The 25,904-nt window shown below is 61.4% G+C and carries 27 protein-coding genes; 8 read left to right on the plus strand and 19 right to left on the minus strand.

Annotated features, from left to right (window positions below):
• Positions 1 to 2: 2 nt before the first annotated feature.
• The 3 genes from IE127_RS13230 to IE127_RS13240 are packed head-to-tail and all read right to left on the minus strand — an operon-like array spanning position 3 to position 3,318.
• Positions 3 to 341: a DUF1491 family protein gene (locus IE127_RS13230; protein WP_189426204.1), complete on the minus strand. Its 339-nt coding sequence runs from the start codon at positions 339 to 341 to the stop codon at positions 3 to 5.
• Between the two features lie 5 nt (positions 342 to 346).
• Entirely contained in the window at positions 347 to 1,501 is a 1,155-nt protein-coding gene (locus IE127_RS13235; RefSeq protein WP_189426205.1) for a peptidoglycan-binding domain-containing protein, read from the minus strand.
• Positions 1,498 to 3,318: a PAS domain-containing sensor histidine kinase gene (locus IE127_RS13240; protein ID WP_189426206.1), complete on the minus strand. Its 1,821-nt coding sequence runs from the start codon at positions 3,316 to 3,318 to the stop codon at positions 1,498 to 1,500. The genes IE127_RS13235 and IE127_RS13240 overlap by 4 nt, the downstream gene beginning before the upstream one ends.
• A gap of 303 nt (positions 3,319 to 3,621) precedes the next feature.
• Here IE127_RS13240 and IE127_RS13245 point away from each other — a divergent pair, with 303 nt between their 5' ends.
• Both IE127_RS13245 and IE127_RS13250 read left to right on the plus strand, forming a co-directional pair.
• Positions 3,622 to 3,912 (plus strand): hypothetical protein, encoded by a 291-nt coding sequence (locus tag IE127_RS13245; protein WP_189426207.1) that lies wholly within the window; start codon positions 3,622 to 3,624, stop codon positions 3,910 to 3,912.
• Positions 3,913 to 3,973: 61 nt separating this feature from the next.
• Positions 3,974 to 4,411 (plus strand): SufE family protein, encoded by a 438-nt coding sequence (locus IE127_RS13250; RefSeq protein WP_189426208.1) that lies wholly within the window; start codon positions 3,974 to 3,976, stop codon positions 4,409 to 4,411.
• A gap of 4 nt (positions 4,412 to 4,415) precedes the next feature.
• On the opposite strand, the gene IE127_RS13255 is transcribed toward IE127_RS13250, so the two are convergent.
• From IE127_RS13255 to mbhE, 10 genes are all read right to left on the minus strand, one after another.
• Positions 4,416 to 5,150: a DUF6456 domain-containing protein gene (locus IE127_RS13255; protein WP_189426209.1), complete on the minus strand. Its 735-nt coding sequence runs from the start codon at positions 5,148 to 5,150 to the stop codon at positions 4,416 to 4,418.
• Entirely contained in the window at positions 5,143 to 5,526 is a 384-nt protein-coding gene (locus tag IE127_RS13260; protein ID WP_189426210.1) for a helix-turn-helix domain-containing protein, read from the minus strand. Before IE127_RS13260 ends, IE127_RS13255 begins: the two co-directional genes overlap by 8 nt.
• A 167-nt stretch (positions 5,527 to 5,693) precedes the next feature.
• Complete coding sequence (locus tag IE127_RS13265; protein ID WP_244640189.1) at positions 5,694 to 6,119, minus strand: Ros/MucR family transcriptional regulator; 426 nt, start codon at positions 6,117 to 6,119, stop codon at positions 5,694 to 5,696.
• A gap of 136 nt (positions 6,120 to 6,255) precedes the next feature.
• The gene (gene mnhG, locus IE127_RS13270) at positions 6,256 to 6,600 is read right to left on the minus strand and encodes a monovalent cation/H(+) antiporter subunit G (RefSeq protein ID WP_189426211.1); all 345 of its coding nucleotides are present in this window, start codon (positions 6,598 to 6,600) and stop codon (positions 6,256 to 6,258) included.
• The gene (locus IE127_RS13275) at positions 6,597 to 6,914 is read right to left on the minus strand and encodes a cation:proton antiporter (RefSeq protein WP_189426212.1); all 318 of its coding nucleotides are present in this window, start codon (positions 6,912 to 6,914) and stop codon (positions 6,597 to 6,599) included. Before IE127_RS13275 ends, mnhG begins: the two co-directional genes overlap by 4 nt.
• Positions 6,898 to 7,392, minus strand: a complete 495-nt coding sequence (locus IE127_RS13280) for a Na+/H+ antiporter subunit E (protein WP_189426213.1) — start codon at positions 7,390 to 7,392, stop codon at positions 6,898 to 6,900. The genes IE127_RS13275 and IE127_RS13280 overlap by 17 nt, the downstream gene beginning before the upstream one ends.
• Positions 7,389 to 9,008, minus strand: coding sequence for a proton-conducting transporter transmembrane domain-containing protein (locus tag IE127_RS13285; protein ID WP_189426214.1), 1,620 nt, complete (start codon positions 9,006 to 9,008; stop codon positions 7,389 to 7,391). The genes IE127_RS13280 and IE127_RS13285 overlap by 4 nt, the downstream gene beginning before the upstream one ends.
• Before the next feature lie 13 nt (positions 9,009 to 9,021).
• Entirely contained in the window at positions 9,022 to 9,399 is a 378-nt protein-coding gene (locus tag IE127_RS13290; protein WP_189426215.1) for a Na+/H+ antiporter subunit C, read from the minus strand.
• Positions 9,399 to 9,824 (minus strand): Na+/H+ antiporter subunit B, encoded by a 426-nt coding sequence (locus IE127_RS13295; RefSeq protein ID WP_189426216.1) that lies wholly within the window; start codon positions 9,822 to 9,824, stop codon positions 9,399 to 9,401. The genes IE127_RS13290 and IE127_RS13295 overlap by 1 nt, the downstream gene beginning before the upstream one ends.
• Positions 9,821 to 12,169 (minus strand): hydrogen gas-evolving membrane-bound hydrogenase subunit E, encoded by a 2,349-nt coding sequence (gene mbhE, locus IE127_RS13300; protein ID WP_189426217.1) that lies wholly within the window; start codon positions 12,167 to 12,169, stop codon positions 9,821 to 9,823. Before mbhE ends, IE127_RS13295 begins: the two co-directional genes overlap by 4 nt.
• Before the next feature lie 258 nt (positions 12,170 to 12,427).
• Here mbhE and msrB point away from each other — a divergent pair, with 258 nt between their 5' ends.
• The 4 genes from msrB (at position 12,428) to IE127_RS13320 (ending at position 16,297) form a co-directional block, all read left to right on the plus strand.
• Positions 12,428 to 12,832, plus strand: a complete 405-nt coding sequence (gene msrB / locus IE127_RS13305) for a peptide-methionine (R)-S-oxide reductase MsrB (protein WP_189426766.1) — start codon at positions 12,428 to 12,430, stop codon at positions 12,830 to 12,832.
• Positions 12,833 to 12,898: 66 nt separating this feature from the next.
• Positions 12,899 to 14,995: a S9 family peptidase gene (locus IE127_RS13310; RefSeq protein WP_189426218.1), complete on the plus strand. Its 2,097-nt coding sequence runs from the start codon at positions 12,899 to 12,901 to the stop codon at positions 14,993 to 14,995.
• Between the two features lie 87 nt (positions 14,996 to 15,082).
• Positions 15,083 to 15,685 carry a superoxide dismutase gene (locus tag IE127_RS13315; protein WP_189426219.1) on the plus strand — a complete coding sequence of 201 codons (603 nt, stop codon included), beginning with the start codon at positions 15,083 to 15,085 and terminating at the stop codon, positions 15,683 to 15,685.
• Positions 15,686 to 15,820: 135 nt separating this feature from the next.
• The gene (locus IE127_RS13320; RefSeq protein WP_189426220.1) at positions 15,821 to 16,297 is read left to right on the plus strand and encodes a hypothetical protein; all 477 of its coding nucleotides are present in this window, start codon (positions 15,821 to 15,823) and stop codon (positions 16,295 to 16,297) included.
• Positions 16,298 to 16,299: 2 nt separating this feature from the next.
• Here the strand turns inward: IE127_RS13320 and IE127_RS13325 are convergent, their stop codons facing one another.
• Positions 16,300 to 16,857: an LOG family protein gene (locus IE127_RS13325; protein ID WP_189426221.1), complete on the minus strand. Its 558-nt coding sequence runs from the start codon at positions 16,855 to 16,857 to the stop codon at positions 16,300 to 16,302.
• A gap of 148 nt (positions 16,858 to 17,005) precedes the next feature.
• Here IE127_RS13325 and IE127_RS13330 point away from each other — a divergent pair, with 148 nt between their 5' ends.
• Entirely contained in the window at positions 17,006 to 18,307 is a 1,302-nt protein-coding gene (locus tag IE127_RS13330; protein ID WP_189426222.1) for a TIGR03808 family TAT-translocated repetitive protein, read from the plus strand.
• Here IE127_RS13330 and IE127_RS13335 read toward each other — a convergent pair.
• On the minus strand, positions 18,304 to 19,338 hold the full coding sequence (locus IE127_RS13335; protein ID WP_189426223.1) for an asparaginase: 1,035 nt from the start codon (positions 19,336 to 19,338) through the stop codon (positions 18,304 to 18,306). The genes IE127_RS13330 and IE127_RS13335 overlap by 4 nt on opposite strands.
• A 318-nt stretch (positions 19,339 to 19,656) precedes the next feature.
• Between IE127_RS13335 and IE127_RS13340 the strand changes: the two genes are divergently transcribed.
• Positions 19,657 to 20,526, plus strand: a complete 870-nt coding sequence (locus IE127_RS13340) for an NAD-dependent epimerase/dehydratase family protein (protein ID WP_189426224.1) — start codon at positions 19,657 to 19,659, stop codon at positions 20,524 to 20,526.
• A 13-nt stretch (positions 20,527 to 20,539) separates the two neighbouring features.
• On the opposite strand, the gene ertB is transcribed toward IE127_RS13340, so the two are convergent.
• Genes ertB through ertD form a run of 4 tightly spaced genes read right to left on the minus strand, consistent with a single transcriptional unit; the run spans position 20,540 to position 25,900 of the window.
• Complete coding sequence (gene ertB / locus IE127_RS13345) at positions 20,540 to 22,204, minus strand: thiourocanate hydratase (protein WP_189426225.1); 1,665 nt, start codon at positions 22,202 to 22,204, stop codon at positions 20,540 to 20,542.
• 2 nt (positions 22,205 to 22,206) lie between these two features.
• Positions 22,207 to 23,292 (minus strand): thiohydantoin desulfurase, encoded by a 1,086-nt coding sequence (ertC, locus tag IE127_RS13350; protein ID WP_189426226.1) that lies wholly within the window; start codon positions 23,290 to 23,292, stop codon positions 22,207 to 22,209.
• A complete protein-coding gene (locus IE127_RS13355) occupies positions 23,292 to 24,545 on the minus strand; it encodes a Zn-dependent hydrolase (RefSeq protein WP_189426227.1) in 1,254 nt (417 codons plus the stop codon). Before IE127_RS13355 ends, ertC begins: the two co-directional genes overlap by 1 nt.
• Positions 24,542 to 25,900 carry a hydantoin-5-propionate amidohydrolase gene (gene ertD, locus IE127_RS13360; protein WP_189426228.1) on the minus strand — a complete coding sequence of 453 codons (1,359 nt, stop codon included), beginning with the start codon at positions 25,898 to 25,900 and terminating at the stop codon, positions 24,542 to 24,544. Before ertD ends, IE127_RS13355 begins: the two co-directional genes overlap by 4 nt.
• Positions 25,901 to 25,904: the final 4 nt, after the last annotated feature.

Genomic DNA, 25,904 nt, shown 5'->3' on the forward strand with positions numbered 1-25,904 from the left:
CGCTAGCCGCCCCGCACCACAAGGCCCGGTTCGTCCTCGCGCGTTTCCAGCGCGATGACCCAGAGATCCGGATCGAAATCGATCTCGCGCCGGATCCGCTCTTCGATGATCAGCGGCTTTTCGCGTGAGAATCGGCGCTGGAACACCCGGTCGGCCGAGTCTTCATCAAGGCTGGCAGGTGCCGGCGTATAAAGCGTCATCGTGCCGTCGAGGTGATCGATCTCGATGAAGATCTGGCCGGCAATCGGATCGCCACGCCTGCGCACCACGCACATGGCGCCAAGCGCGTTGTGGCGCCGCAAGAAGGCGCTGCACCACAAATCGCTGCGCAAATAGCTCATCGCGCTCAGACGCTAGCGCCGGCGGATTCCAGCAACTGGATCAGTTCCGGACGCACTTCGCCGGTCACGCGGTAGTTGTAGTAGACCTCGAAATTGCGGATCGCGCGCGCCGTGCTGTCGCCCGGTACCCCGTCAATGGTGCCGTGGAGGAAACCGAGGCTCGCAAGGCCGCGCTGGATGCGGGTCACAAGCTCGGTATTGGCTGCGGCCGGCCCCGCATCTGGCTGGCGCTGCGCGATTGCAGCGGTCGCCGTCGGCTCCTCGGTGGGTGCTGTCGCCACTGGCTCGGGCACTGGCGCAGGTGCCGCTTCGGGGGTTTGTGTCAGCGGCGGCATTGGCTGTGTTGCCGGCGTTTCTGCAACGCGCTGCACCGGCTCGGCGGTCTGAACGGACGACGGGCGAACAACACTATCTGCCTCGAACGCCGCAACGATCGAATCGATCGTCTGGCTGGCGGTCGACCTTTCGGCTGGCGCCGGGGTCTCCGCCCGAGCCGGATTGGCGGCAACCTGCGCCCTTGCGACAGCGGGCGCCGGTGCCGGCTGTTCCACAAGTGCTTCGGCCACCTGCACGGGCTCCGGTACTTCTGCTGGTTCTTCGGCCGAAGATTGTCGCTCGCTGGCGCCGAGAATCGCTTGGATCACCTCAGGCTTCAGCGCCCCTTCCGGGGTCATCCCGTGAGCCTGCTCGAAGGCCCGGATGGCGCGCGCCGTGTTCGGCCCGTAGAGGCCGTCGAGACTACCTGAATAGTGCCCGAGTTCGCTCAGCTTCTTCTGTACCGCAAACACGTCCGGATTGCCGACGGGCTCCGTGCTCGAAATGCTGCCCGTGGTTTCCGTCGAGGCGGCCGGCGCGCTCATCTCCGGGGCGACGGGCGCTTGCTCGACCGGCGGAATCACCTGTGGCTCTGCGGTCCGTGGCGCAACCGGCGTCGGTACGTTCGGCGATTGTGCAAAGAACGGCGCCGGATGCGGCATGGTCTGGTTGTAAAGCGCATTAGACATCGCCAATGCGGTCAACGTCGCCATTGCCGCCATGCCGGTATTGGCGACAGGCGCGCGCATGAAGCGGCTGAGGGCCCATCCGCTAACGCGGGCTACGGACGTCAGGGCGGCGGAGCTGGCCATCACCGGCAACTGCGTCAGGGTCGATGCCGTCATAGAGCTTTTCTTTTTTCGTCTTGCCATTGGCTCGGTTTGATCGATTCGGGCTCGCGATGCAGCACTGCTACGGAGCCAGTATCGTCAGGCTTTATTGCTGGACCGTTTAGGGGAAGCAAAACAGTCATCGTTGTACCGGCGCCGACTTCCGAGACGGCGCGCAACGTACCACCATGCAGTTCCACCAGCCCTTTGACGATCGAAAGGCCGAGGCCAGTGCCTTCATGCTCCCGATCGAGGCCGTTGCGAACCTGGAAGAACGCTTCCCCGATCCGCTCGATCGCGCCAGAATCCATGCCGATCCCAGTGTCGGCAACCGAGATATTGAGGTTCTGCCCCTGACGCTTGGCGCTCAGTACGATCTGTCCCCCGGCATGTGAGAACTTGATCGCATTGCTCAACAGGTTGATCACCACCTGCCTGCAGGCACGCTCGTCGGCGACGATCTGCGGCAGATCATCCGGCACTTGCGTTATGATCGCGACATCGCGGCCCTTGGCCATCGGCTCAACAATCGACAAGCATGGGGTGATCAGGCTCTCCGGCGCAATCGGCTCCACCTGCAATTCGAACTTGCCGGCCTCGATCCTCGACATGTCGAGCAGCATGCTCATCACCTCCAAAAGGTGCTTGCCGCTTTGGTTGATGAGGCTGGCATATTCGCGGTGCACGTCGCTCAACTGCCCGCCGATCTCATGCACCATCATGTCGGAAAACCCGACAACGGAATTCAGCGGCGTGCGCAGCTCGTGCCCCATCGTCGCAAGGAACCGCGACTTGGCGTCGGAGGCGGCCTGCGCGGCTTTTTGTGCTTCCAGCACCGCAGCCTCGCGATCCTTGCGGTCGGTGACATCGCGCAGCAACACCACCAGTTCTGTGGCGCAGCCATCGCCGCCCGCCTCGACCGGCACGAGCGATGCCTCGACCCAGACGAATTTCGGATGCGGCGAGTCCGGGGACACCGAATCCTGACGCATGCGAACATCAATCGTGCGTTGGCGGCGTGATTTCAGCACCTCGGCAAAACTGGTCAGATAGGCTGGCCGGTCTGCCAAATGCACCCGGTCGCTCAAGTGACGCGCGCTCAGCTCATACCGGCGGCAGCCAAACAGCGATTCGGCAGCGCTTGAGACGAACAGCACCTCTCCGTCCGGGGCAAACCGGACGACCGTATCCTGCACATGTTCCACCAGATGCCGGAAAGCGTTGACCTGCGATCGGTCAAAGACCTGGTAAGCTGCTCCTACCTTCGAAGCCGCGCGTGCCACAAACACCGCGGCCGCAACAAAAACACCTGCGGCGAAGACAGCCATGTCGCCGGCGATCGCCGTTCCCTCAAAGCCAAGCATCTGCGGGACGATGGAGACAGCGAGCACAATCGACAACAGCCACCAGCTCTGCCGACGCAGCATATCCGGACCGAGCAACGAGGTCAGCACGGGCGCCATCAAAGCCGTCGCAGCACCGAAATCGGCAGCGGCCGGATTGGCCAGAGCCATCAGCCCGCCCACGAGCATGATCGCACCGAGTTCGCAGCGCAGCGCGTCATCGACATGGTCGGCCCTGACAAAAATCGTGGCGACGGCGCCAGCGACAAGCCCTACCGAGCAGATGATGAACGGCAGCGCCAGCGCATCGGTCAGCACATAAATTGCAAACGGCATGGCGAGCGCGCTGACAAGCGCCATCATTGCGGCTGTTTCCGCAATGGCTTCGCGACGCAGCAGTTCCGGACGCTTACCGGTACCATTCGCTGCTCGCGCGATCTCTCTGCTTGCGCCGAAAGAGAACAGGCTACGCATTACTAATGTACTCACCGTCGACGCTTCGGAGGGCTTTTCGCCAGCTTGGCGCCAGCCCTCCGGGAAACGTATCTCGTTGTGTCCTCACACTTGCCCGCCAAGACCTAAGACGGGCTTAAGCGAAAGCGCCCTACGGCCACATCTGCCTGTCAGGGCCTGACAAACACCGCCAATTCTCCCAGTAGCGTAAACAAGGTCTTGATGGCTAACAGCTTGTAAACAAACAATTGATTCAAAGTTTATGCGATTTTCCGAGCAGCACTTAAAGCCTGGTGCCTAGCCTCGAGGCAACGTTCAAACCCGTCTCGGGAGATAGCCTTGTTTATTGTGCGTGCACTGTTTTGGCTGGGGCTTGCCTATGCAGTCATCCGTCCGGATGTCGACCTTCGGCATGCTGCCGCTGATGCAGGCAACCGTGCCGTGGAAGCGGGACGCACCTACGTCACTTCACAGCTGCGCAGCGAGCCTTGCGAGCCGATCGAGTGCATTGGCCGCGAAGCCTTGATCAGCGCTCTTCCGACCGGACCGTCCGAGCTCGCCGTTCTGCCGCCATTGCCGAACGAAATGGCACAACCTCTTCCACGCCCGAGGCCACAACATAATGGCTGAGCATCTGCGTTTTTCTCAAGCAGCGCTGGAATTATCTCCCCGTCCGGCCTAGCTATAGCGCATGACGCACCCACAAGCATTCCAGGACATCGCCGACAACCTCTCCCTGCTTGACGACTGGGAAGACCGCTACCGCTATATTATCGAGCTCGGCCAGGAATTGCCGAAGCTGCCCGACGAGCAGAAGACGCCGCAGACCAAGGTCAATGGCTGTGTTTCACAGGTGTGGCTCGTCTCGCGCCCGATCGAGGTCGAGGGAGCGCCCGGGCTCAGCTATAGCGGTGAATCGGACGCAATGATCGTCGAGGGCCTGGTCGCCGTGTTGCTGGCACTTTATTCCGGCCGCCCTGCCCGTGAGATCGCCGAGACCGACGCCATGGCAATCTTCGATGAGATTGGTCTGCGCGAGCATCTGACGACACAACGCTCCAATGGGCTGGTGGCGATGGTGAACCGCATCCGGTCGGAAGCCTCTTCGATGCTCGACAAGTCGGCCTGATCAGCTAGTCGCAGCGCAACGCCCGTTCAGATCGAGCGCGGTGGGGCCGCCTGCTCGAGCGGCCCACGGCTACGGGATCAAGCCCCATCTCGCGCGCCAGTTGATCGAGCCCGATCCTCAGAATCAGCTTGGCGCTGCGACGCGGCCAACCGCGTTCAATCTCGACCGTCTGCAAACCCTTGAGCAGGCCACACACATCAAGAACAACGCCAGCGCACTCGCGCGGCAGCGGATCAAGATAGCGCGCAAGCTGGCGGCGTGCTTCCATCGCCATGTCACTGCTGCCGCCTGTGGCAGCCCCCTTCGTGCCGCGGCTGGCGGTCCGCGTCGGGTCATAGGACATGGTGGTGCGCGCCAGCATCTGCGCCCTCTCCACCGTTCGCCGAATGCGCTCGCCGGCCTCCACCTGATGCGGCTGCAGAAATGCCTTGCCATCCTCACCCGGCTGCGAAAGCCGGCCTAGGGGGCTTTCGCTGTGGTTAAGCCGCGGCGCCGCCACCGGCGCAGGTTTACCGCGCGGCGTTACCCAGGCTTCGGCAAAGCTTCCGGGTATCAGATCATCTTCGCTACTGCGTTGAAGGATGTGCCGCTGCAGCAGTTCGGACACCGTTCCCTCGTCAAGGCGGAGCGTTCGTCCGGACCTTGTAAAGCCATAGAACCCATCGACTTGCCGCGTGGCAATCCGGCCCGGCAGCATCGCCTTGATGAACCTGCGGGCAGCCTTTTCCGATTCATCCATCGGCCATCTCCAGACCCTGCTTTGCCAGAAACGCCTCGATGGCGCCCTCGCACCGCACCACCTTCATCTCATAGTCGGGATCTTCGCGACAATCCTCGACCTTGCCGCAAGCATAGGACACCGTGGTTCGGTCACGGTCGAACACGGCACCGATGGCAGCCATGTCACGACTCAGCATGACATTCATCAGGTACATTGCCAGGTGGCGCGCTTGCGCGGCGCGTGCACGGCAGCGCGACGGATGCATCAACAGTCGGATAGGGACATTTTCTTCGCAGACGACGAGTTCGAGTACGAACGCGACATCCTGATCAAGCAGCGCATTCTCTCCTGTCCCCGCGACAGACCGATCGTTATAAGTATGACGGCCAGACATCTCTGCCTCCTCAAAACGAATAAGGAAAATATTCCTATATCATTCGCGAGGCAAGCGGGACGTGGATAAGCTGCAGAAGCTCCACAAAAAGGCAGCGCGCCATCATGAATGGCGCGCCGCAGCCTTGGGTGATCCGAGGTGGTCCTCGTAAGGAGGACGTAGTGGGACTAATTCAGCGCCTTGCGCCCTAGCCCATTGTCTTTCGCAAGTTTCGAGCGCGTAGCGGAGTAGTTCGGTGCGACCATTGGATAGTCTGCAGGCAGTCCCCACTTCTCGCGATACTCTTCGGGCGAGAGGTTGTAATGGGTGCGAAGGTGCCGCTTCAGTGACTTGAACTTCTTGCCGTCCTCGAGACAGATAATATAGTCAGCCGCGACGGACTTCTTCACTGGAACCGCCGGCTTCAATTCTTCAGCGGGCAATTGCACGTCATTATTCTGGAGCGACTTCAGCGCACCATGAACTTCTGAGATCAGCTTTGCCAGATCAGTCGGACTAACCGCGTTATGGCTTACATAAGCCGAAACGATCTCAGTGCTGAGTTCGATCAGATCGTTGTCTGCACTCATCGTCGCGGCATTCGACTCTGCCATTGTTCAACCTTTCGATTTTTAATTTTCCGCACGTGAAGTCGCGCGTGTGTAGTGCCTAATACTTAGCTTCATAAGTCGATGCAAGCCCACAACGGCGCAGGAAAGGTTCGACTTTTAGCCTACGACTTAGATGACACTATGAATGTGTCTGAAATTCAGCATCCAAATCGTTCATGACAGTAGATTCAGCTGGACGGTAACCGGATTGGTAGCTGGCCCGCGCCAAAAGGTGAGAAGCGACAGGTGTAGTAAGCAGAAGGAAGAATATACCGGCAAATGCGCGAAGAGTTACCGCAAGGTCGAATGACACTATTGCGACAGCGATGAGAATGAAGCCAGCCCCCACGGAGCCCGCCTTAGACGCAGCGTGCATGCGGGTATAAAGATCAGGAAGCCGCAGCACCCCCATAGCGGAAACCAGCGCAAACCCCGCGCCAAGTAGAATGAGTGCCGCTGCAAGATACTGCGCCAGATCCATCATTGCTGGTCGTCCTCCCCGAGATCTGAAGCGATCGCCTCGCTGCGCTTCAGGATGTAGCGCGCAAGCGCGACGGTTGCGAGAAACCCGAGCAGGGCAAGTGCAATGGCAATATCGAGATAGAGCATAATGCCCGAGCGCACCGCCACCACGCACACAAACGCCAACGCAAGTAGAGTGAGCGAGTCGAGCGCAAGGACGCGGTCCGGCAAAGACGGCCCGCGCACGATCCGGACAATGACCAGCAGCATTGCTGCTCCGAGAATCAGCAGGGCGATCAGCGTCGCCCACGCCAGTGCCTCAGTTCCCGAGATCATCTTCGTAGATCTCCCTGATTTTGGCCTCGAAGCCGTTCTTGATATCCGCCACGACCGCTTCCTTGCTGTCGAGCGTCAGCACGTGAACGAAGAGGGTCTTCTTGTCCTCGGACACATCGAGACTCAACGTTCCCGGTGTCAGCGTGATCATATTGGCAAGCAGCATGATCTCGGCATCGCGCTTGACGTCGAGCGGAACGGCGACGATTGCCGGCCGCAGGTTTTTCTTCAGCTGTGGATCAAGAACGATGCGGGCAACGCGAATAGCGCTGAGCATGAGTTCGTACAAGAACAGCAAGAGCAGAGAGAGTATCCGCCTGATCTGGCTCGGCGCCTTGGGCTTTGGCAGGCTCGAGCGCAGCAGATACATAGCCGCCACGCCGATCACTGCACCCAGCAACAGGTTGAGCAGCGTGAAGGTGCCGGTGATCAGAGCCCAGATAAACGACAGCAGGAATGTCAGCAGCAACAGGCTCATGGCGCGCCACCCCCTGCGAGACCGACCGCCGCGATGTAGCGCGCGGGCTGCAGCATGTCGCGCGCTGCGGTATCGACAATCTCGAACAGGACCCCCGGAAATAGCCCCGCAATGACGATCAGCGTCAATAGCGCCGCCGTCGCGCCCATGCCTAGGATGTCCTGCTTGCCGACGAGCCGACGCAGCGGCTCCGCCTCGGCCTCAGCGCCCGCTTCTGGGCCGGCGCGCCAGAATATGTGTGCCCAAAGCCTGCCGCCCGCCATCAACGTCAGCCAGGCGTTGAGCAGCAGCGCAACCACCATCGCAAGCCCGCCCCAGCCGATTTCGCTCACGCCTGCCGTGGAAATGCCCGCGTGCTCAAGCCCGGCCTCGATCAGCAGCAGCTTGGGCCAGAACCCCAGAAATGGCGGCACGCCGGCTGCTGCCAGGACAACGATCATGAACAGGATAGAGAGCGGAGAATTCGCCGCATAAATCCCGCCCATGCGCCGGCTGTCTGTCTGTCCGGTCACCTTCTCGACGAGCCCCGCAACGAGATAGAGCGCCGTCATCGTCACGATCGCGTGCAGAATGTAGAAGCCGGCGCCAGCGACACCAGGCTGGTTCGGCATGGCAATGCCGGTCAGCACCACGCCAATGCCGCCAATGACGATAAAGCCCATGGCACGGCGCACATTGGTCTCGGCCAGCGCGCCAAGCGGCGCCACCACCAGCGTCGCCGCTGCCACCACCATCAGCACCGGCTCCAGCAAGTCCCGGCTTGCCGGGAAAAGGAAAACCAGGGCACGCATCATCGCGAAAATGCCGACCTTTGTCAGAAGCCCGGCGAACAGCGCCGACACCGCGGCGGGTGGCGTATGATAGGAAGCCGGCAGCCAGGCGTTGACCGGAAATGCCGCGGCCTTCATGCCGAAGGCCAGCAGCAAAAGAGAGGCGATGCCGGCAAGCGCCGTCGGATTGGCGCCCTCGGCCTTGCCGATGATGTCGGCCATGTTCAGCGTGCCCAGCAGCGCATAGGTCAGCCCCAGCGCCAGCAAAAACAGCGTCGTCGCCAGAAAATTCAGAAACCCGTATTTGATCGCGCCATCGAGCTGCAGCCGTGTGCCACCCAGCACCAGCAGGCCGAACGAGGCGATCAGCATCACCTCGAACCAGACGTAGAGGTTGAAGAAGTCGCCAGTCAGGAACGAGCCGGTCACGCCGGCCAATAGAAGCAGCACCAGTGCAAACTGGCCGTCGCGATTGTCACCTCGGCTGCGGTCCATTTCCATGTAGGCGATCAGCACCAGCGTCACCACCGCGGCCGCGAGCGCAAACATCGTGCCGAAGAGATCGGCGACGAACGTGATGCCGAACGGCGGCAGCCAGTTGCCCATGGTCATCGCTTGCGGTCCGTCCGCAATCACCCGGCCGAGCAACGTCACTTCGCACCACAGCACGCCGAGCACCACCAGCACGGCGAACCACGCGTGAAAGTCCTTGGATCGCCGCAGCACGAGCAGCAGCGCCGCCCCCATCAGCAACAGCGCCATGGGCAGAACCAGCACCCAGTCGGCCAGCGGCGTCGCGGTCGCCAGCATGGCCGGAGGCAAATCGAGTTCGGTCGCGTAATCCATGGTCAGTCCGGGCTCAGTAGCTCAGCGGCGGACGGCATCCGCCTACGGGCTCGGCGAGCCGCATGTTATCGGTGTTGTCGGCATCCAGCGATTGATAGGCGCGAAACGCCAGCACCAGCAGGAAGCTGAACATCGCAAAGCCGATCACGATGGCGGTCAGCACAAGAGCCTGCGGCAGCGGATTGGCTACCGCGCCCTCCGCCTGATAGAGGTCCGGCGGCACGATCGGCGGCACTTCGCGGGTCAGCCTGCCGCCAACGAAGATCAGCAGGTTGACCGCATTGCCGAATACCGACACCCCGAGCAACATGCGGATGACGGAGCGCGACAGCAGGAAGTACACGCCTACCGTGATGAACAGCCCGATCAGCGCTGCAATGGCATAGTCCATCAGTTGTCTCCGTCCCGTTCGTCCTCGAGCGATAAGGCAATGGCCGACAGCGTTCCGAACACCACGAGATAGACCCCGATATCGAACAATAGTGGCGTCGAGAGGGGCACCTCGGCGTCGGCAAACTCGATGTAGAGCCAGATGCTGGTCATGAAGGGCTTGCCGGTGAACAGCGATAGCATGCCCGACAAGCCTGCGATCAGGACGCCAACACCCGCAAAAGTCAGCGGGTCGATACGCATCGCCCGCCGCACCTCCGGCACCCCGCATGCCATGCCGAAGATGGCGATGGCCGAAGCGGCAATCAGGCCCCCGATGAATCCACCCCCGGGCTCGTTATGCCCGCGCAGCATCACGTAGATCGAAAACACCACCATGATAGCGACGATCAGCGGCGCGATGGTGCGGAAGATGACGGTATTCATCCCTTCACTCCCTCACTGTTTGCAGGATCGCGCGGCGGGGTAATCGTCGTGCCAGCCACGCTGCGCCGGCCACGGATCAGCGCCAGGATTGCAAGCCCGGCAGTCATCACCACGGCGATTTCGCCAAGCGTATCGAAACCACGATAGTCGACCAGGATCACGTTGACGATATTGTGCCCGTGCGCGATCGGCACGCTGGTTTCGAGGAAGAAGTCCGCAAGGCTGCTGTCGAAATTGCCGGCGATGATCGTCATCAGCGTTGCGGCGACACCGAAGCCGCACAGCAGGGCAATCGTACCGTCCCGCAGCGCGTCCTCGAACGGCCTGTGGTCGCGCTCGTCGAGCCGCAAGCGCGTCATCACCAGAGTCAGGATTACCACCGAGAGAATCTCGACCATGAACTGGGTGAAGCTCAGATCAGGCGCACCAAAAAGCAGGAACAGCATGGCGACAGCGACGCCCTGCACGCCCAGCGAGAGGATTGCGACCAGCCTGTTCTGTGCCACGACAAGCGCCACGAGCCCGATCACCGCGATCGAAACCACCACCCACTCGTAGCTCGTCAGATCCGGCCAGCTGATCACCGCGCGCCAGTCGCCGAGTGCCTCGGGTGGCATCAGCGCCTCGAGCCCGTTCATGCTGAACAGCGGCACCAGAAGAGCCAGCGCCATGCCGGTGAACACCACCACGAGATAGATCTCGAGCCGACCGTGATGGAGGAAACGCGTCAGCGCCCCTGCCCCGCGGATAAGCCCGAACATGAACACATCGAACGCTGCGTCAAAGCTGTATCCAACGGTATCGTCGATACGCCGCAGCGCGCTGCGAGCACGTGACAGCACGAGAAACGCCCCGAGGGCCAGAAGCCATGTGGCAATGGACAGCCACAGCAGCGGCGACGTAAAGTTGAGCGCAAGCGTCAGGTGGCTCTCGATCTGCTCGCCGAGAATGGCCGAGGCCGCAGGCACCATCACGTCATGGCCGAACCAGTCGGTCGGCAATGCAACCGCAACGCCGGCGATGCCGAGGATGGCGGGCCCGGCGATAAGCCCGAGCGGGCCTTCATGTGCATGCTTGGGCGTTTCGACCTTCGGGCCTAGGAATGGCTTAACGGCGACGGCTATACCGACAGCGCCGAGCAGGGCGTTGCCGAGCACCATGGTCACGGTCGCCACCAGGTTCCAGCCGCCATATTGCAGCGCCAGATACATCTCTTCCTTGGCAAGATACGCCACTGTCAGCGGCAGGCCGACCATGGCAATGCCGGCAAGCACCGCAGCGACAAAGCTGACTGGCATGGCTCGCGCCAGCCCGCCTAGCGCGGTGATTTCACGCGTGCCGGCTTCATGGTCGATAACGCCGGCGAGCATGAAGAAGCCAGCCTTATAGAACGCGTGGGCGATGAAATAGACAACCATCGCCGCGATCGCCGCCTCATTACCGTAGCCGATCAGCATGACGAGAAGCCCCAGTGAGGCGATCGTCGTCTGCGCCAGCATCTGCTTGAGGTCGGTCTGCTTCAACGCCGCAAAGGCGCCCCAGAGCAGCGTCACGCCGCCGAACGACATGAGGAGCACGGTCCACATATCTGTGCCGCCGAGGACGGGCGACATTCGCGCCAGCAGATAGACGCCTGCCTGCACCATTGTCGCCGAGTGGAGGAACGCGGACACGGGTGTCGGCGCCTCCATGGCGTTGGGCAGCCAGAAGTGCAGGGGAAACTGCGCCGACTTGGTGAAGGCGGCAATCAGGAACAGCGCCAGCACCAGCCCGTAGAGCGGATGCGCGTCGAGCTGCAGATCACCGACGCGAATGGCGCTCATATCCCAGCTGCCGGACAGCTGATGCATCAGGACCGCGCCGAACAGCAGCGCCAGTCCGCCGAAATTGGTGATCACAAGCGCCTGCGTCGCGGCACGCCGCGCCGCCTGGCGGTAGTGGTCAAACCCGATCAGCATGAACGAGGAAACCGAGGTCAGCTCCCAGAACGTAAAAAGCGCCAGCATGTTGTCGGCCAGCACAAGGCCCAGCATGGCGCCCATGAATGCCATCATGAACCCGAGGAACCGACCCTGATGCTCGTGGCCTGCGAGATAGGCGCCCGCATAGATGATGATCAGCGTGCCGATTCCGGAGATGGTCATCGCGAACATGAGGCTGAGCCCATCGATCAGGAAGCTCAGCGACAATTGCTGGATCGGCACCCAGCTCAGGCTGGCGCGCACCACTTCGCCGTGCGTCACCGGCTCTATAAAACTGGCAAGAAACAAAAAAATGCTTGCTGGAATTACAGCGAGTATCCAGCCGGCAGCACTGCCAACGAACCGTTGAACTATAGGCGCCATGACTGCCGCCAGAAACGGCGCCAGCGCGACTAGTGCAATGCTCACATCGATCGGCGGTCCCAAGTCCCGATATTCTCCCTCGAGGCGGCCGGAACACGATTCGTCTTGGCCAATTCGCTAAACGTGCCGAACCTTATCGAGGAAATTTGCTGGGACAAGCCAAATCGGCGCAACGAGTTGCCGCACCCACGATTACCCAAAGGTTTCGCTGGCAAGGCGCAGAAGCGATACCTACATAGTTGTCGAAAGGAGACGGCCATGGTCGATGACTTAAAGCAAAAGAAGACGGATCAGGAGTGGCGCGCACAGCTCACCCCGGAACAATACCGCGTCATGCGCGAACACGGCACGGAACGGGCATTTTCTCATCCGCTCAACGTCGAAAAACGCGACGGTGTCTATCACTGCGGGGCTTGCGGGCAAGCGTTGTTCAGCGCCGATACCAAATACGACTCCGGCTCGGGCTGGCCAAGTTTTTACGCGCCGATCAACGACACGGCAGTTGAAACGACAACGGACCGTTCGCTTTTCATGGTCCGCACCGAGGTGCACTGTTCAGATTGCGGAGCACATCTTGGTCACGTCTTTCCGGATGGGCCGGAGCCAACCGGCGACCGCTACTGCATGAATGGTACCGCGCTGGACTTCGAGCCGCGCGGCTGACACATTCCGGGAGCGCCGTGGAGGCGCTCTCTTTTCTTTGGCATCCGCCACCTCCCGGAGATTTAAATGCCGCGTTCGACGCCGCCTGTTGCTGCGCAAAAACCTCATAGCACCACGCATCACAACATCACCCGGCAGGACCCCTATCATTGGCTGCGCGCCGAGAACTGGCAGCAGGTCATGCAGGAGCCGGAGAGCCTTGCGCCTCAGATACGCGACTATCTGGAGGCCGAGAATGCCTATTATGAGGCCGAGTTCGGCAAGCCCACCGAGGCGTTGCGCGAGACGATCTATGGCGAAATCCGTGGACGCATCAAGGAAGACGACAGCGGTGTACCGACGCCGGACGGGCCCTGGGCCTATAACTCGCGCATGCGCACCGGCCAGCAATATCCGCTGATCGTACGGACCCCTCGCGATGGCGGCGATGAGCAGATCCTGCTCGATTGCAATGAAGAGGCGGGAGAGGGTTATTTCGGGTTCGCCGGTGCCGAGCACGATTTCTCGCACCGCTTCATGAGTTGGGCGGCCGATCGCGCCGGTTCTGAATATTACGACATCGCTATACGCGATCTCGAAACCGGAACCGACATTGCCGACGTCATCCGTGCAACGACCGGCGACAGCATCTGGTCCAATGACAGTACGGCGCTCTATTACACCGAGTACGACGAAAACCATCGTCCCTACCGTGTACGCCGGCACGTTATTGGCACGCCCCAGGCAGATGATGCGATCATCTACGAAGAAAAGGATCCTGGCTTTTTTGTCGGCATCGGCCGCACACAGTCTGACAAATTCATCGTCATCGACATTCACGATCACCAGACCTCGGAAGTCTGGTTGATCGACGCCGAAACGGACGGAGAGCCGCGGCTTGTCGCGCCGCGCGTCGAAGGCCGGGAGTACGAGGTCGAGGAACGCGATGGCCTTCTTTATATCCGCACGAACGCTGATGGCGCGGAGGACTACAAGATCGTCACGGCCCCAGCCGATGAGCCTTCATTTGAAAACTGGTCCGACTTCGTGCCGCACCAGCCGGGCGTACTCATCCTCGATATAGGAATCCTCCAGCGCTACATGGTCCGGCTGGAGCGCAACGAAGGGCTGCCGCGCATTGTGGTCCACACTTTCGAGGATCAGAGCGAGCGCACAGTTCGGTTCGAGGAAGAGGCCTACGCTCTAGGCATGTCGCTCGGCTTCGAGTTCGACACCACAAGCTTTCACCTTACATATTCCTCACCAACGACCCCGGCGCGCACCTACGCTTATGATATCGCGACTGGCGAGCGCACCCTGCTCAAGGAGCAGGAGATCCCCTCGGGTCACAACCCGGATGCTTATGTCACGCGGCGCATCTTTGCCGAAGCGCCTGACGGCGAAATGGTCCCGGTGACGGTTCTCTATCATCGCGACACCCCGCTCGACGGCACCGCGCCTGCCCTTCTTTACGGATATGGCGCCTATGGCATGGCGATGCCGGCGGCGTTCTCCACCTCGGTTCTGTCGCTCGTTGATCGCGGCTTCGTCCATGCTACGGCGCATATTCGCGGCGGCATGGAAAAGGGCTATCGCTGGTATCGGCAGGGCCGGCATCATCACAAGACCAATACCTTCACCGATTTCATCGCGGCGGCCGAGACGCTGATTGCAGAGCGATTTGCGGCACCCGACAAAATCGTCGCGCAAGGCGGTTCGGCGGGCGGCATGCTGATGGGGGCCATTGCCAACATGCGGCCGGACCTTTGGGCCGGGATCATCGCGCAAGTACCATTCGTCGATGTTCTCAACACCATGCTCGATGACACCCTGCCCCTGACGCCGCCGGAGTGGCCGGAATGGGGTAATCCTCTCACCTCACCCGACGATTATCGCCGGATCGCAGCCTATGCGCCCTATGAGCAGGTGAGCCACAAGGACTATCCGCCGATCCTGGCGATGGCGGGCCTTACCGATCCGCGCGTCACCTATTGGGAGCCGGCGAAATGGGTCGCGCGGCTGCGCGCAACGCGCAGCAATGATGCACCGTTATATCTCAAGACCAATATGGGCGCCGGACACGCCGGAGCATCTGGCAGGTTCGAGAGAATCAAGGAAACCGCGATTGCGTATGCCTTTGCGCTGCAATCGGCCGGTGTGGACGGAACTGTGTCGGCAGCGTGATTGTTGCCCCACTGACAAGCGCCTATAGAGGCACGGCTTGCCGCAAGCTTCTTGCGCGGCGCAATCATCAAGACCAAGGAGGCTGAAATGGCTTTTGAACTGCCCGAACTGCCCTATTCCAAGGACGCACTTGCACCCTACATGTCGGCGGAAACTCTCGAGTTCCACCACGACAAGCATCACAATGCGTATGTGACGACCGGCAACAAGCTGATCGAGGGCACCGGTCTTGAAGGAAAGCCGCTCGAAGAGATCGTCAAGGAGAGCTACAAGTCCAACGACAAGCTCTTCAATCAGGTCGGCCAGCACTTCAACCATATCCATTTCTGGAAGTGGATGAAGCCGAATGGCGGCGGTCGCTCGCTGCCGGGCGCTTTGCAGTCGAAGATCGATTCGGATCTCGGCGGCTTTGACAAGTTCCGCGAGGACTTCCTTGCAGCTGGTGCCGGCCAGTTCGGTTCAGGCTGGGCATGGCTTGCATTCAAGGATGGCAAGCTGGAGGTCACCAAGACCCCGAATGGCGAGAACCCGCTGGTCCATGGCGGCGTGCCGTTGCTCGGTGTCGACGTCTGGGAGCACTCCTATTACATCGACTACCGCAATGCTCGCCCGAAATATCTCGAGGCCTGGTTCGATAATCTCGTCAACTGGGACTATGTCGGCGAACTGTTCGAGGGTGCTTCGAAGTAAGCATCGCGATTCGCAAACACAGATTTACGGGCTCGGCGTTCTGCCGGGCCTTTTTCTTTGCTGGGAGTAACGGGAACCTGCCGCTTCAACCACGCGTTCGCGCATGATAACGTGGTGTTAACCATGGGGGCATGTGTGCGGGAACCAATTATCGCTATATTTGCAGCCAGCCCGGCGCTGGCGTCGGTCCTGTCCATGGTGGTCGCCGGCGACCCGAAACTGCGGGTCCGCGTGTTCGATAGTGCAGTGTCGCTGCGCGCCTATATGCGCATCGCGCCAATTTCCGTCCTCGTATGCGACTGCGATCGCGAAGACGTCGACATGCCCGCTTTCGTCATGAGCCTTCGCGAAGATCCAGATGCAGCAGAGCGTCGGTTCTCCTCGATCGCTTTGTCACGACAGGTATCGCGCTCGTTCAAGCGCCAGATCGATGCCTCGGGGATCGATGAAGTGCTGGTAAAGCCGATGTCGCCGCGCCACCTTCTCGAGCGCGTTCACGCCCGCCTTGCCCGCAGGTCGCGCTCCCCGTCATCGCCACGGCCACGCCACCGTCCGCTCGAATGGGGACCGAACGTCGTTGAGCTCTTCCCCGGCGGCCAGCCCGCCCTTTAGCCCTAGCGGCCTTCCTCGATCATCCGGCTGGCCCTGATCCACAGATCCTCAATGGAATCAGCGAACTGCACGGCACGATCGTAATCCCGCAGACCATGTGACAGCACGTCGGCGCTGAACCCGCGCAGCACCTCAAAAGCACGGTGCCTGTTGAGAAGGATCACCGGGCGCGCCTTGTTGGCGCCGCGCGCCGCGGCCCAGGCATGAAACAGGCTGGAAACCGAGGCCAGAGAGCCGGGCAATCCGATGAATGCGTCTGTTTCGTCATTCAGCTGCGCCAGACGTTCGTCGGCATCGGGAATAACCGTAACTGGCACCGCCTGGAGGGCCGGCGGCAATGAAACGCTCTCATCGGCCAGCACCTCGACCGAGCCACCGGCGGTGCGCGCAGCCGTAATCAGCGGAATCGGCAGGGTGCCGCGCTCAGCCAAACACAGAATCCGTGCGCCCCGCTTGGCGAGATAGCTGCCGGTCTGGGACATGATGCTGGAGCGTTCCGGATCCCCCGGTCCCCGGTCCGAGGCAATGACAGTCAGTTTCGGTGCGTCTTTGTCCGGCATTCCCACTCCGTTCTCGCCTTGGGCCTGTGCGAACCACGAAGGCTGCCAAGACCTTATAGTCTTTAGGGCTTGGCCGTCACAAGCGCACCGTTCACCACGTCATCGGCTAGTGCTGGTTCTCAGCCATGACAGACGGCATCATCGCATCATGACACATCCACACCTCACGCGCCGCCGCCTGCTTGCCGGTTCTGTCGCCGCCGGAGCATTCCTCGTCGCACCGGCACTCGCAGCCTCTGTTCTTGATGCCTCCGACCTCGGTGTCGGCGATGCAGGCACGGATCAGGGCGGACGCCTGGCAGAGGCCATGCAGCAGGCAGCGCGCGAGGGCCGTATCCTGCAATTGCCAAGCGTTGACCTGAGGATCGATCAACCGATTGAAGTGCCCGCGGGTCTTGTGATCCAGGGCGTCGCCGGACAAACGAGGCTCATCATCTCCGGCGAAACCGGGCTGAACCTTAGTGGCCTCAACGCTGCCGTGCTGCGCGATCTGGTGTTTTCCGGCGGGCGGACGCAGATCTCAATGCAAGCAGTCCGAAGCGCGACGATTGCCAACTGCCAGTTCACCGATGCGCTCTTGATCGCCATCGATGCGCAGCAGTCTGCGGCCGTTATCGCCGATTGCCGCTTCGAGCGCATGGGTGATGCGGCAATACACTCGATGGACGGGCTCGGGCTGACGATTTCGGGCTGCACCATCGATGATTGCGGCAATGCCGGCATTCGCATCTGGCGCAGCGAGAATGGCCGCGATGCGTCGATCATCAGTTCGAACCGTATTCAGAATGTCGACTGGCGCGGCGGCGGGAACGGCCAGAACGGCAATGCCATCAACGTTTTCCGGGCCGATGAGGTTATCATCGCCAACAATCATCTCGCCGACTGCGCGTTCACTGCAGTCAGGCTCAATGGCAGCCGAGATACGCAAGTATCCGGCAACATTTGTGTGGGGCACGGCGAAGTCGCGATTTTCTCGGAGTTCTCATTCTCGGGATCAGTGATTGCCAACAACATTGTCGATGACGCTGCTGGCGGCATCTCCATTACCAATCTCGATGTCGAGGGGCGACTGGCGGTGTGCCAGGGCAATCTGGTGCGCAACATCAGGCCGCGCTCGGACGTCAACCCGGACACTGTCCCCTTTGGCATTCACGCTGAGGCGTCGACAGCCATCACCGGCAACACCGTCACAAATGTCCCTGGGGTCGGCATCAGCGCCGGATGGGGCCCATTCCTTGACCAGGTGCTGGTCAACGGTAATCTGGTGTCCGACACCGAAATCGGCATCGGTGTCAGCGTTGTCGAGGATTCGGGGCCGGTTCAGGTCTCCGGAAATCTCGTGAGCAACGCTGCTGTGGCAGCCGTCGCTGGTCTCCGGTGGGATCAGGTCGCCGAACCCGACCTGATCGCCAATGCCGGCAACTACGCGCATGTGAGCGTCGGCCCCTAGACCCCGTCGCGCGTCTCCCACTGGCTGGAGAAGGTCTCGGCAAGCCGCATCTCGCCGACAGCGATGCCGCGCACATTGCGCAGTGTCTGATGCTTTAGATCGCGCAGAACCTCAGCCTGTGCCTCTCCGAGATCGGCGTGTGCCTCAAGCAGGCCGGCCAGCATTGCGAAGGACGCCGGCAGGTTGCCATCGTCGCATTTGAGCGCATAGCCCCAGCCTTTGGCGCGCAGCGCGCCGCACTGAACACCTTCCGCGCCGCTTTTTTGCATCAATTTGTTGCCGAAGCCGCCGAGCAGTCTTGTATCAGCATGGTCGGTACCGGCGATCAGGTGCGGATGCGCTGCGGCAGCGTCAAACAGCATCTGCGACGCCTCTGCCAGCCGAGGCTCCAGCCCCTCACCGGTCGCCATGCGTGCAAAGCCATATGCAAACGATTTGAGCGGCGCCGCGAAGGTCGGAATCGAACAGCCGTCCGTGCCACAGCGGTCGACCGTCAATGGTTCGCCAATGACGGCTTCAATCGCGTTGCGAACTTCTTGCTGAACCGGATGATCGATCCCGACATAGCCGCGCGGATCAATGCCTAAGGCTCTTGCGACCGCGAGCATACCCGCATGCTTGCCGGAACAGTTGTTGTGTAACTGGGTCGGGGCCTCGGCCTTTTCGCGCAAGGTCCTGCGCGCCGCGGCATTGGTCGGCTGATGGGCGCCACATTCAAGATCGTTCTCGCTGAGCCCGAGCTTTGCGAGCAGCGCGCCAACCGCTTCCGTGTGGACGGCTTCGCCATGATGCGAGGCGCACGCGAGGGCCAGTTCGCGCTGGTCGAGCAGCCCCTGATCCCAAGCTCCCGAAGTGAAAATTGCCAGGGCCTGCATTGACTTGACGGCAGAGCGCGGAAAGATCGGCCGATTGAGATCACCGATAGACGCGATGATCGTGCCTGACGCGTCAACAATCGCCGCGGCACCGCGATGACGATTTTCCACAGAGTTGCCGCGAGAGGCTTCGGCGAGGACGGGATTTGCTGACACTAGCGACCTCCAATGGTCCGCCTAGCCAGAAAGCCCCCGGCGTCGATTGTCAACTCGCATCGACCCTAGATCGCGGCTAGTGCCGGTTGGACCGCCAGAACCGCGGTGGCCAGAATGATCGCGCCAGCTGCGAGCGCCGCGATGAGTTCATTGATCTGTTGGTTCATTATTGTTCGCCCCGTTTATCGATGAGCGCACACTGGCCAATTGCGCTTGAACCGGCCGTTACACCATCGTTCATCGGGCGTTCAGGTGCTTGGCTCGCCGCAAGATCCGTGCGAGGCTGCGCTAAAGACGAGAAAAATCGGGAGGTTGGCTATGGCTAGAGTTCTGGTGACCGGGGGCAGCGGCAAGCTCGGGCGTGCCGTCCTCAAGGATCTGGTGGCGCATGGGTATGATGTAGTCAATCTCGACCAGAGCCTGCCGCCTGAAGCAGTTTGCCCGACCGTCAGGGTCGACCTGACCGATTTTGGCGAGGTCTCTTCAGCCATTCTCGGGGCGGTCAACGAACGGGGCGGCAAGTTCGATGCCGTGGCGCACCTTGCAGCCATTCCGGCACCCGGCCAGTTCGCCAATCCACGCACCTTCGCCAACAATGTGCCCACGAGCTACAACGTCTTCGAATCCTGCCGCATGGCGGGCATCAAGAATGTGGTCTTCGCCTCGTCCGAAACAGTGCTCGGACTGCCGTTCGATACGCCGCCGCCCTATGTGCCAGTCGACGAGGAGTATTTCCCGCGTCCTGAAAGCACCTATTCCCTCGGCAAGCTGCTCGACGAGACGATGGCGGCGCAATATTGCCGCTGGGATCCGGAGTTGCGGATGATCGGCCTGCGCTTTTCAAACGTGATGTATCCTGAAGATTACGCAAAATTCCCGAGCTTTGACGATGATGCCAAGCTCAGGAAATGGAATCTGTGGGGCTATATCGATGCTCGTGATGGCGCTCAGGCCGTACGCCGCAGCATTGAGGCCGATTTCACCGGGTTCGAGCCCTTTATCATCGCCAATGCCGATACGGTCATGAGCCGCTCGAACACCTCCCTGTTGGCCGAGGTGTTCCCGGATGTGGAGCAGAAGGACAATATCAGCGCCAACGGCACGCTATTGTCGATCGAGAAGGCCAAGCGCATGCTCGGCTACTGGCCGCAATATAGCTGGCGGCACGAGGTATCCGGCAAGAAGTGACCGGGCGCGCTGCCTAGTGCTTGAGAGCGATGTGGCCGATCCCCTTTTCGGCGATCTCCTCGAAGCTCTCTTCGTAGCCGGCATCGGCGTAGCGCATCACACCCAACGCCGTATCATTGGTGAGAGCATGGTCGAGGCGTTCGGTCGCCGCGCCGGTGCCATCGGCTACCACAGTGACGCCCGCCGACGTCATGTAGCCGGCATAGCCACCACCGCCGGAATGGACCACGACGAGGTCGGCCATTGATGAGCACAACAGCATGGCATCGAGGATAGGCCAGTCTGCAATTGCGTCTGAGCCATCCTTCATCCGCTCCGTCATGATGTTGGGATGCGCCATCGCGCCCGCATCGAGATGGTCGCGGCTGAAGGTGATCGGGCCTGACAGCTCGCCGTTTTCGACCATGGCGTTGACAGCTATGGCCAGTTGCGTGCGCTCCCCATGCCCGAGCCAGGCGATACGGGCCGGCAGGCCCTCGAACGGCACATGCTCGCGGGCCAACCTGATCCAGTTGGTGACGATCTTGTTGTTCGGGAACATCTCAAGAAGCTTGTCGTCGATCTTCCTGATATCGTCAGGGTCGCCGGATTGCGCCATCCAGCGGAACGGGCCCACCGCCTTGGCAAATAGCGGACGCAGATATGCCTCCGTGAAAATCGGGATATCGAAAGCATTCTTGACGCCGCCGGCCTTCGCCTGGGTGCGGATCAGATTGCCGTTGTCAAAAACCTCGGCGCCGTTTTGCTGAAAGCTCAGCATGGCCCGCACGTGCTCGACAATCGAGCTGCGGCTGGCGGTCATCAGCTCTTCGGGGTTGGTCGTCCGCAATTCGCGCGCCCGCTCGACCGAATATCCCTTGGGCACATAGCCATAAACAAGATCGTGGGCTGACGTCTGGTCGGTGACAATGTCCGGCACCACGCCGCGACGCGCGATCTCCGGATAAATCTCAGCGGCATTGCCGACAAGCCCGACCGACAGCGCACGCTTTTCCCGCACCGCCTGGTCAATCATCTCGAGCGCCGTGTCGAGATTCGGTGCGATCTCTTCGAGATAACCGATTTCCTTGCGCTTCCTGGCACGCTCAGCGTCAACATCGATGCAAAGGATCGCAGCGCCTGCCATGCGTCCAGCCAGCGGCTGCGCGCCGCCCATGCCACCCAGCCCGGCTGTCAGGATGAAGCGCCCAGCCAGCTCGCCGCCAAACCGACGTTCGGCGATGCGCATGAAGATTTCATAGGTGCCCTGGATGACACCCTGGCTGCCGATATATTGCCAGGCTCCGGCTGTTAGCCCGCCCCAACAGATAAGGCCTTTCTTTTCGAGTTCGTAGAAGATCTCGGCGCGTGCCCACTGGCCTACGAGATTGCAATTGGCCATGATCACCAGCGGTGCCTTGGCGTGTGTCTTCACCACGCCGATCGGCTTGCCGGACTGGATGATCAGGGTTTCATCTTCTTCCATCGTCTTCAGAGCATTGACGATCGCATCATGACTCGCCCAGTTGCGCGCAGCCTTGCCGAGCGCCGCGTAGACTATGAGGCTGTCCGGGTCTTCACCGACACTCAGCACGTTCTCCAGCAATCGCAGCAGCGATTCCTGGCGCCAGCCCCTGGCGCGAAGGTCTGAGCCGCCCGGTATCGGAAATTTCGGGTGCCGCGGATTGTCTGTGGGCATGGTCAGGCTCCCATATCCAGAGCGTATTTCTGCAACTCGATCCCCATGGATTTTTCGACATGGGGGTAAACCGCCGGGTCCTTGACGCTCGATGCCAGCGGAATGACAGCCTTGGATACATGCAGCACGAAAATCTTCATGCCCTCCTCCAGCTGTCCGACGCTGAGAGGCTCCCCATCCTGGGACAGCGTGGTGATGACATCCGGGAAGGTCGCGACCCGTTCGCCGTTCTGGTCGACCGCCATGTATTCGTTCATCACATGCAGCACCGTGCCGTCGGCCAGCGTTACCGTGCCGATGTCGAAGGCTTCCTTGGTATAGACAACGGCCTTCTTCGTGATTTCTCCCTCGGCGAGAATAGCGCCGCCGGTGGTCTTGACGATGGCATCGATGATGGCGCTGCCACCACGTGTTTCGGCAGCGATGATCGCCTCACCCAATGTTAGGGCCAGCGATATGCCGCCAAGTGCGGCGTGCTCGCGCACATAGCTGGCGCGGACCGGGTTGCGGCACGAGGCGATGAATCCGCCCGACATGTCGGAGGCGGTGCGCAGGATCGGCGACACCTTCGCTGTCGCGCCGCGCGTCACCAGCTCGATATAGCGGTTCTCCTCACGGTTGCCGCCGACCGCGGTCTGGATCATCGGCTCCGGCGATCCGGCGAGCCCGATCGAGCCCATGTCTCCAGTTGGGTGGGCCCTGATATCACCGACGGCATCGACGACTTTGGTACCGAGCACCGCAGAGGGCAGCCAGCCGTTGAGCGTCGAGGACTTGCCGTTCTGTCCGACCATCAGCCCGGAAAGCGGTTCGCCCAGCGCATCCTGCAGCAGTTCCACCGCCCTGATGTAATCAATCCCACGCATCTCCCAGGGCGTTGTCGAGGCCGGCGCGCCGATGGCAGCAGCAGTCGCCACCCAGTCATCGGCATCGAGTTCCTCGATAGAGACCAGTTCCGGCTTGCCGATCGAGACGGCAGCATGGCCGAGCATGCGGCCATGATCGGCCCAGCCGCCACCGCCTGCCGCATAGACGGAGCCGCCCTTGACCGCGGCCTCGACGTCTTTTTCCGTCAGAATGCGTCCCATCAAGCAATCTCCTGTAAACGCGTGTCGAGGCGTTTCACCGCCTCCAGCAATACGGCGGCGCCCATCGCAATGTCTTCATTGGTCGCCGATTCGTCGGGCGTGTGGCTGCGTCCGCCGAGGCAAGGCACAAAGATCATTGCCGCCCGCGTCAACCGCGCCATCCATGCCGTGTCATGTCCGGCACCGGACGCCATGCGGCGGTGGCGGGCTCCGACATGCTCGCTTGCCTCGTCAAGGATATCGAGCAATTCGGCATCACACGGCGTCGGCATATTGTCCGAGATAATCTTTGGTTCGGATGCCGTGACCCCGGCCTGCTCGGCAATACCCGCAACACCCGCTTCGAGCTCACCGAGAAAGCGAACCATGTCCTCGCGACGTTCGGCGCGCGCATCGATCAGCATGCGCACCCGCGCCGGCACAACGTTCGCAGCGTTCGGCTCCATCGAGAACTCGCCAACAGTCGCGGCAAAATGCGCGTCACCGCTTGCGAGCTCTGTCGCAAAACGCTCGACCGCCAGAACCATCCAGCTGGCGGCAGTCAGTGCGTCCTGCCGTGCGCCCATTGGCGTTGTGCCGGCATGGTCGGCCCTGCCCTCAACGATGATTTCCACGCGGGTGATGCCAGCGATGGCGGTGACCACGCCGACATCGAATTGCTGGTTATCGAGAACGGGTCCCTGCTCGATATGCAGCTCGAGAAACGCTTTGATATCGCTGCGGTCTTCCGCACTCGCGGGATTGCCTCCGACCTGTTCGATGCCCTCCGCAAGCGTCAGCGAACCGGCCTCTCTTGTCAGCCACTCGTCGGGCCGCACACCCGCCAGCCCCCGGCTACCGACACATGAGACGCCAAATATCGAGACCTCCTCGGCAAGAAAGTCGACGATCTCAAGATCGTGCTCGAGCGTGATCCCCTGCTCGTCGAGCGCCCGCGCCACCTCAAGCCCGGCAATAACGCCGGCGATGCCGTCATAACGCCCACCGTCAGGCACCGTGTCGGAGTGCGAACCAAGCATGATCGTGCCGGAGCCGGGCTGGCGTCCGCGGCGGGTGCCGATCAGATTGCCGGCGGCATCAAGGCGGGTGCTCAGGCCCGCCGCCTCGAAACGCTGAGTGAGCCAGTTGCGACCCTCGAGAAACATCGGCGTGAAGGCACGTCTCGTGTAGGGGCGGCCAGGATCTGTAAGGCCGCTCAGGGCATCGATATCGGCGCCGATCCGCGTTGCGTCTGTGACGAGGTTGCGCGTCATACGGCCTCCGGCCTGACGAATGTGCCATGCCCGGGCTCGGCCAGCACTGTCGTTCCGTCGAACACCAACTGCCCGTGCAGATAGGTTCCCGCCACCGTCCACGGCAGTTCAATGCCGTTATAGGGGCTCCAGCCGACGACGTTATTGCCGCTGGCCGCGGCATCATATGTACGCGGGCGATCCGCGAGGATCGTGATGTCAGCATCCTTGCCGATGTCGAGCGCCCCCTTGGTACCGGTAAGCCTGAAATGGCGTGCGGGATTGGCGGCCATCAGCCGCGCGGCCCAGGTGAGGGAAATGTCGCGCTCCAGCGCCCCCTTGACGAACAGTGGCACCATGGCTTCGAGACCCGGCACGCCGGAAGCATTTGCCAGCATGTCGGAGTTGGTCTTGCGGTCCTCGGACCAACTGACATGGTCAGTCGAAACCAACCAGACATTGCCGGCGCGGACGTGCTCCCAGAGCTTTTCAACTTCTTCACGTGGTCGGATCGGTGGATTGATCTTTGCCTTGCCACCAAGCCGGGCCACATCGTTCTCCTCGTCCAGGGTTAGGTAGTGGATGCAGCATTCGGCGGTGGCGGCAAAACCTTCGTCGCGATAGCGCCGGGCGATGTCGTAGCCACGCCCCAGCGAGCAATGAACGACATGGGCCGGGCAGCTGGTCTCGGCGCCGATCTCGTAGATTTCCAGCATCGCCAGCGTCTCGGTCAGCGGGGGACGGCTCATCGCGTGAGCGCGATAGTCCGAAATGCCGCTGGCGCGGACTTCTTCCATCGCGGCGCGGACATATTCATCGACTTCATTATGGACGCCGGCGGTCAGCCCGGTCCGCGCGATTGCGGCAAAGCACTCCTCGAGGAGCTGCGGCGGGATGCGCGGAAACCGCGTCGGATCGGTGCCGAACGTCGAAAACTTGAAGGCGGAAACGCCCGCCGCAACCATTTCGGGAATGCGCCGCGCCCCCTCTTCCGGATCGACTGTTCCGTAAAGCGCGAAATCGACACGGGCCTGCTCGCCGGCATGGGCGATCTTGCGCGCCACCGCCTCTGCCGAACACACGAGGTTGCCTTCGTCATAGGGCATATCGACAATTGTCGTGACGCCCCCGGCGGCGGCCGAGCGCGTGGACCAGATGAAGTCTTCCTGGTTCTTCTGGCTCAGAGAATGGACCTGAGCGTCGATCGCCCCTGGCAGTATCAGGGAGTTACCAAGCTCGTGCCGTTCTTTGGCCTGGGGGGCCTCGCCATCACCGACAGCCGCGATCTTGCCATCGCTGACCGCGACATAGCCGTTCTCGATCACCTTGTCCGCCCGGACGACCGTCCCCTTCAGAACCAGATCAAAGTCAGACATTGTG

Source organism: Devosia pacifica, assembly GCF_014652635.1.
GTDB lineage: Bacteria > Pseudomonadota > Alphaproteobacteria > Rhizobiales > Devosiaceae > Devosia > Devosia pacifica.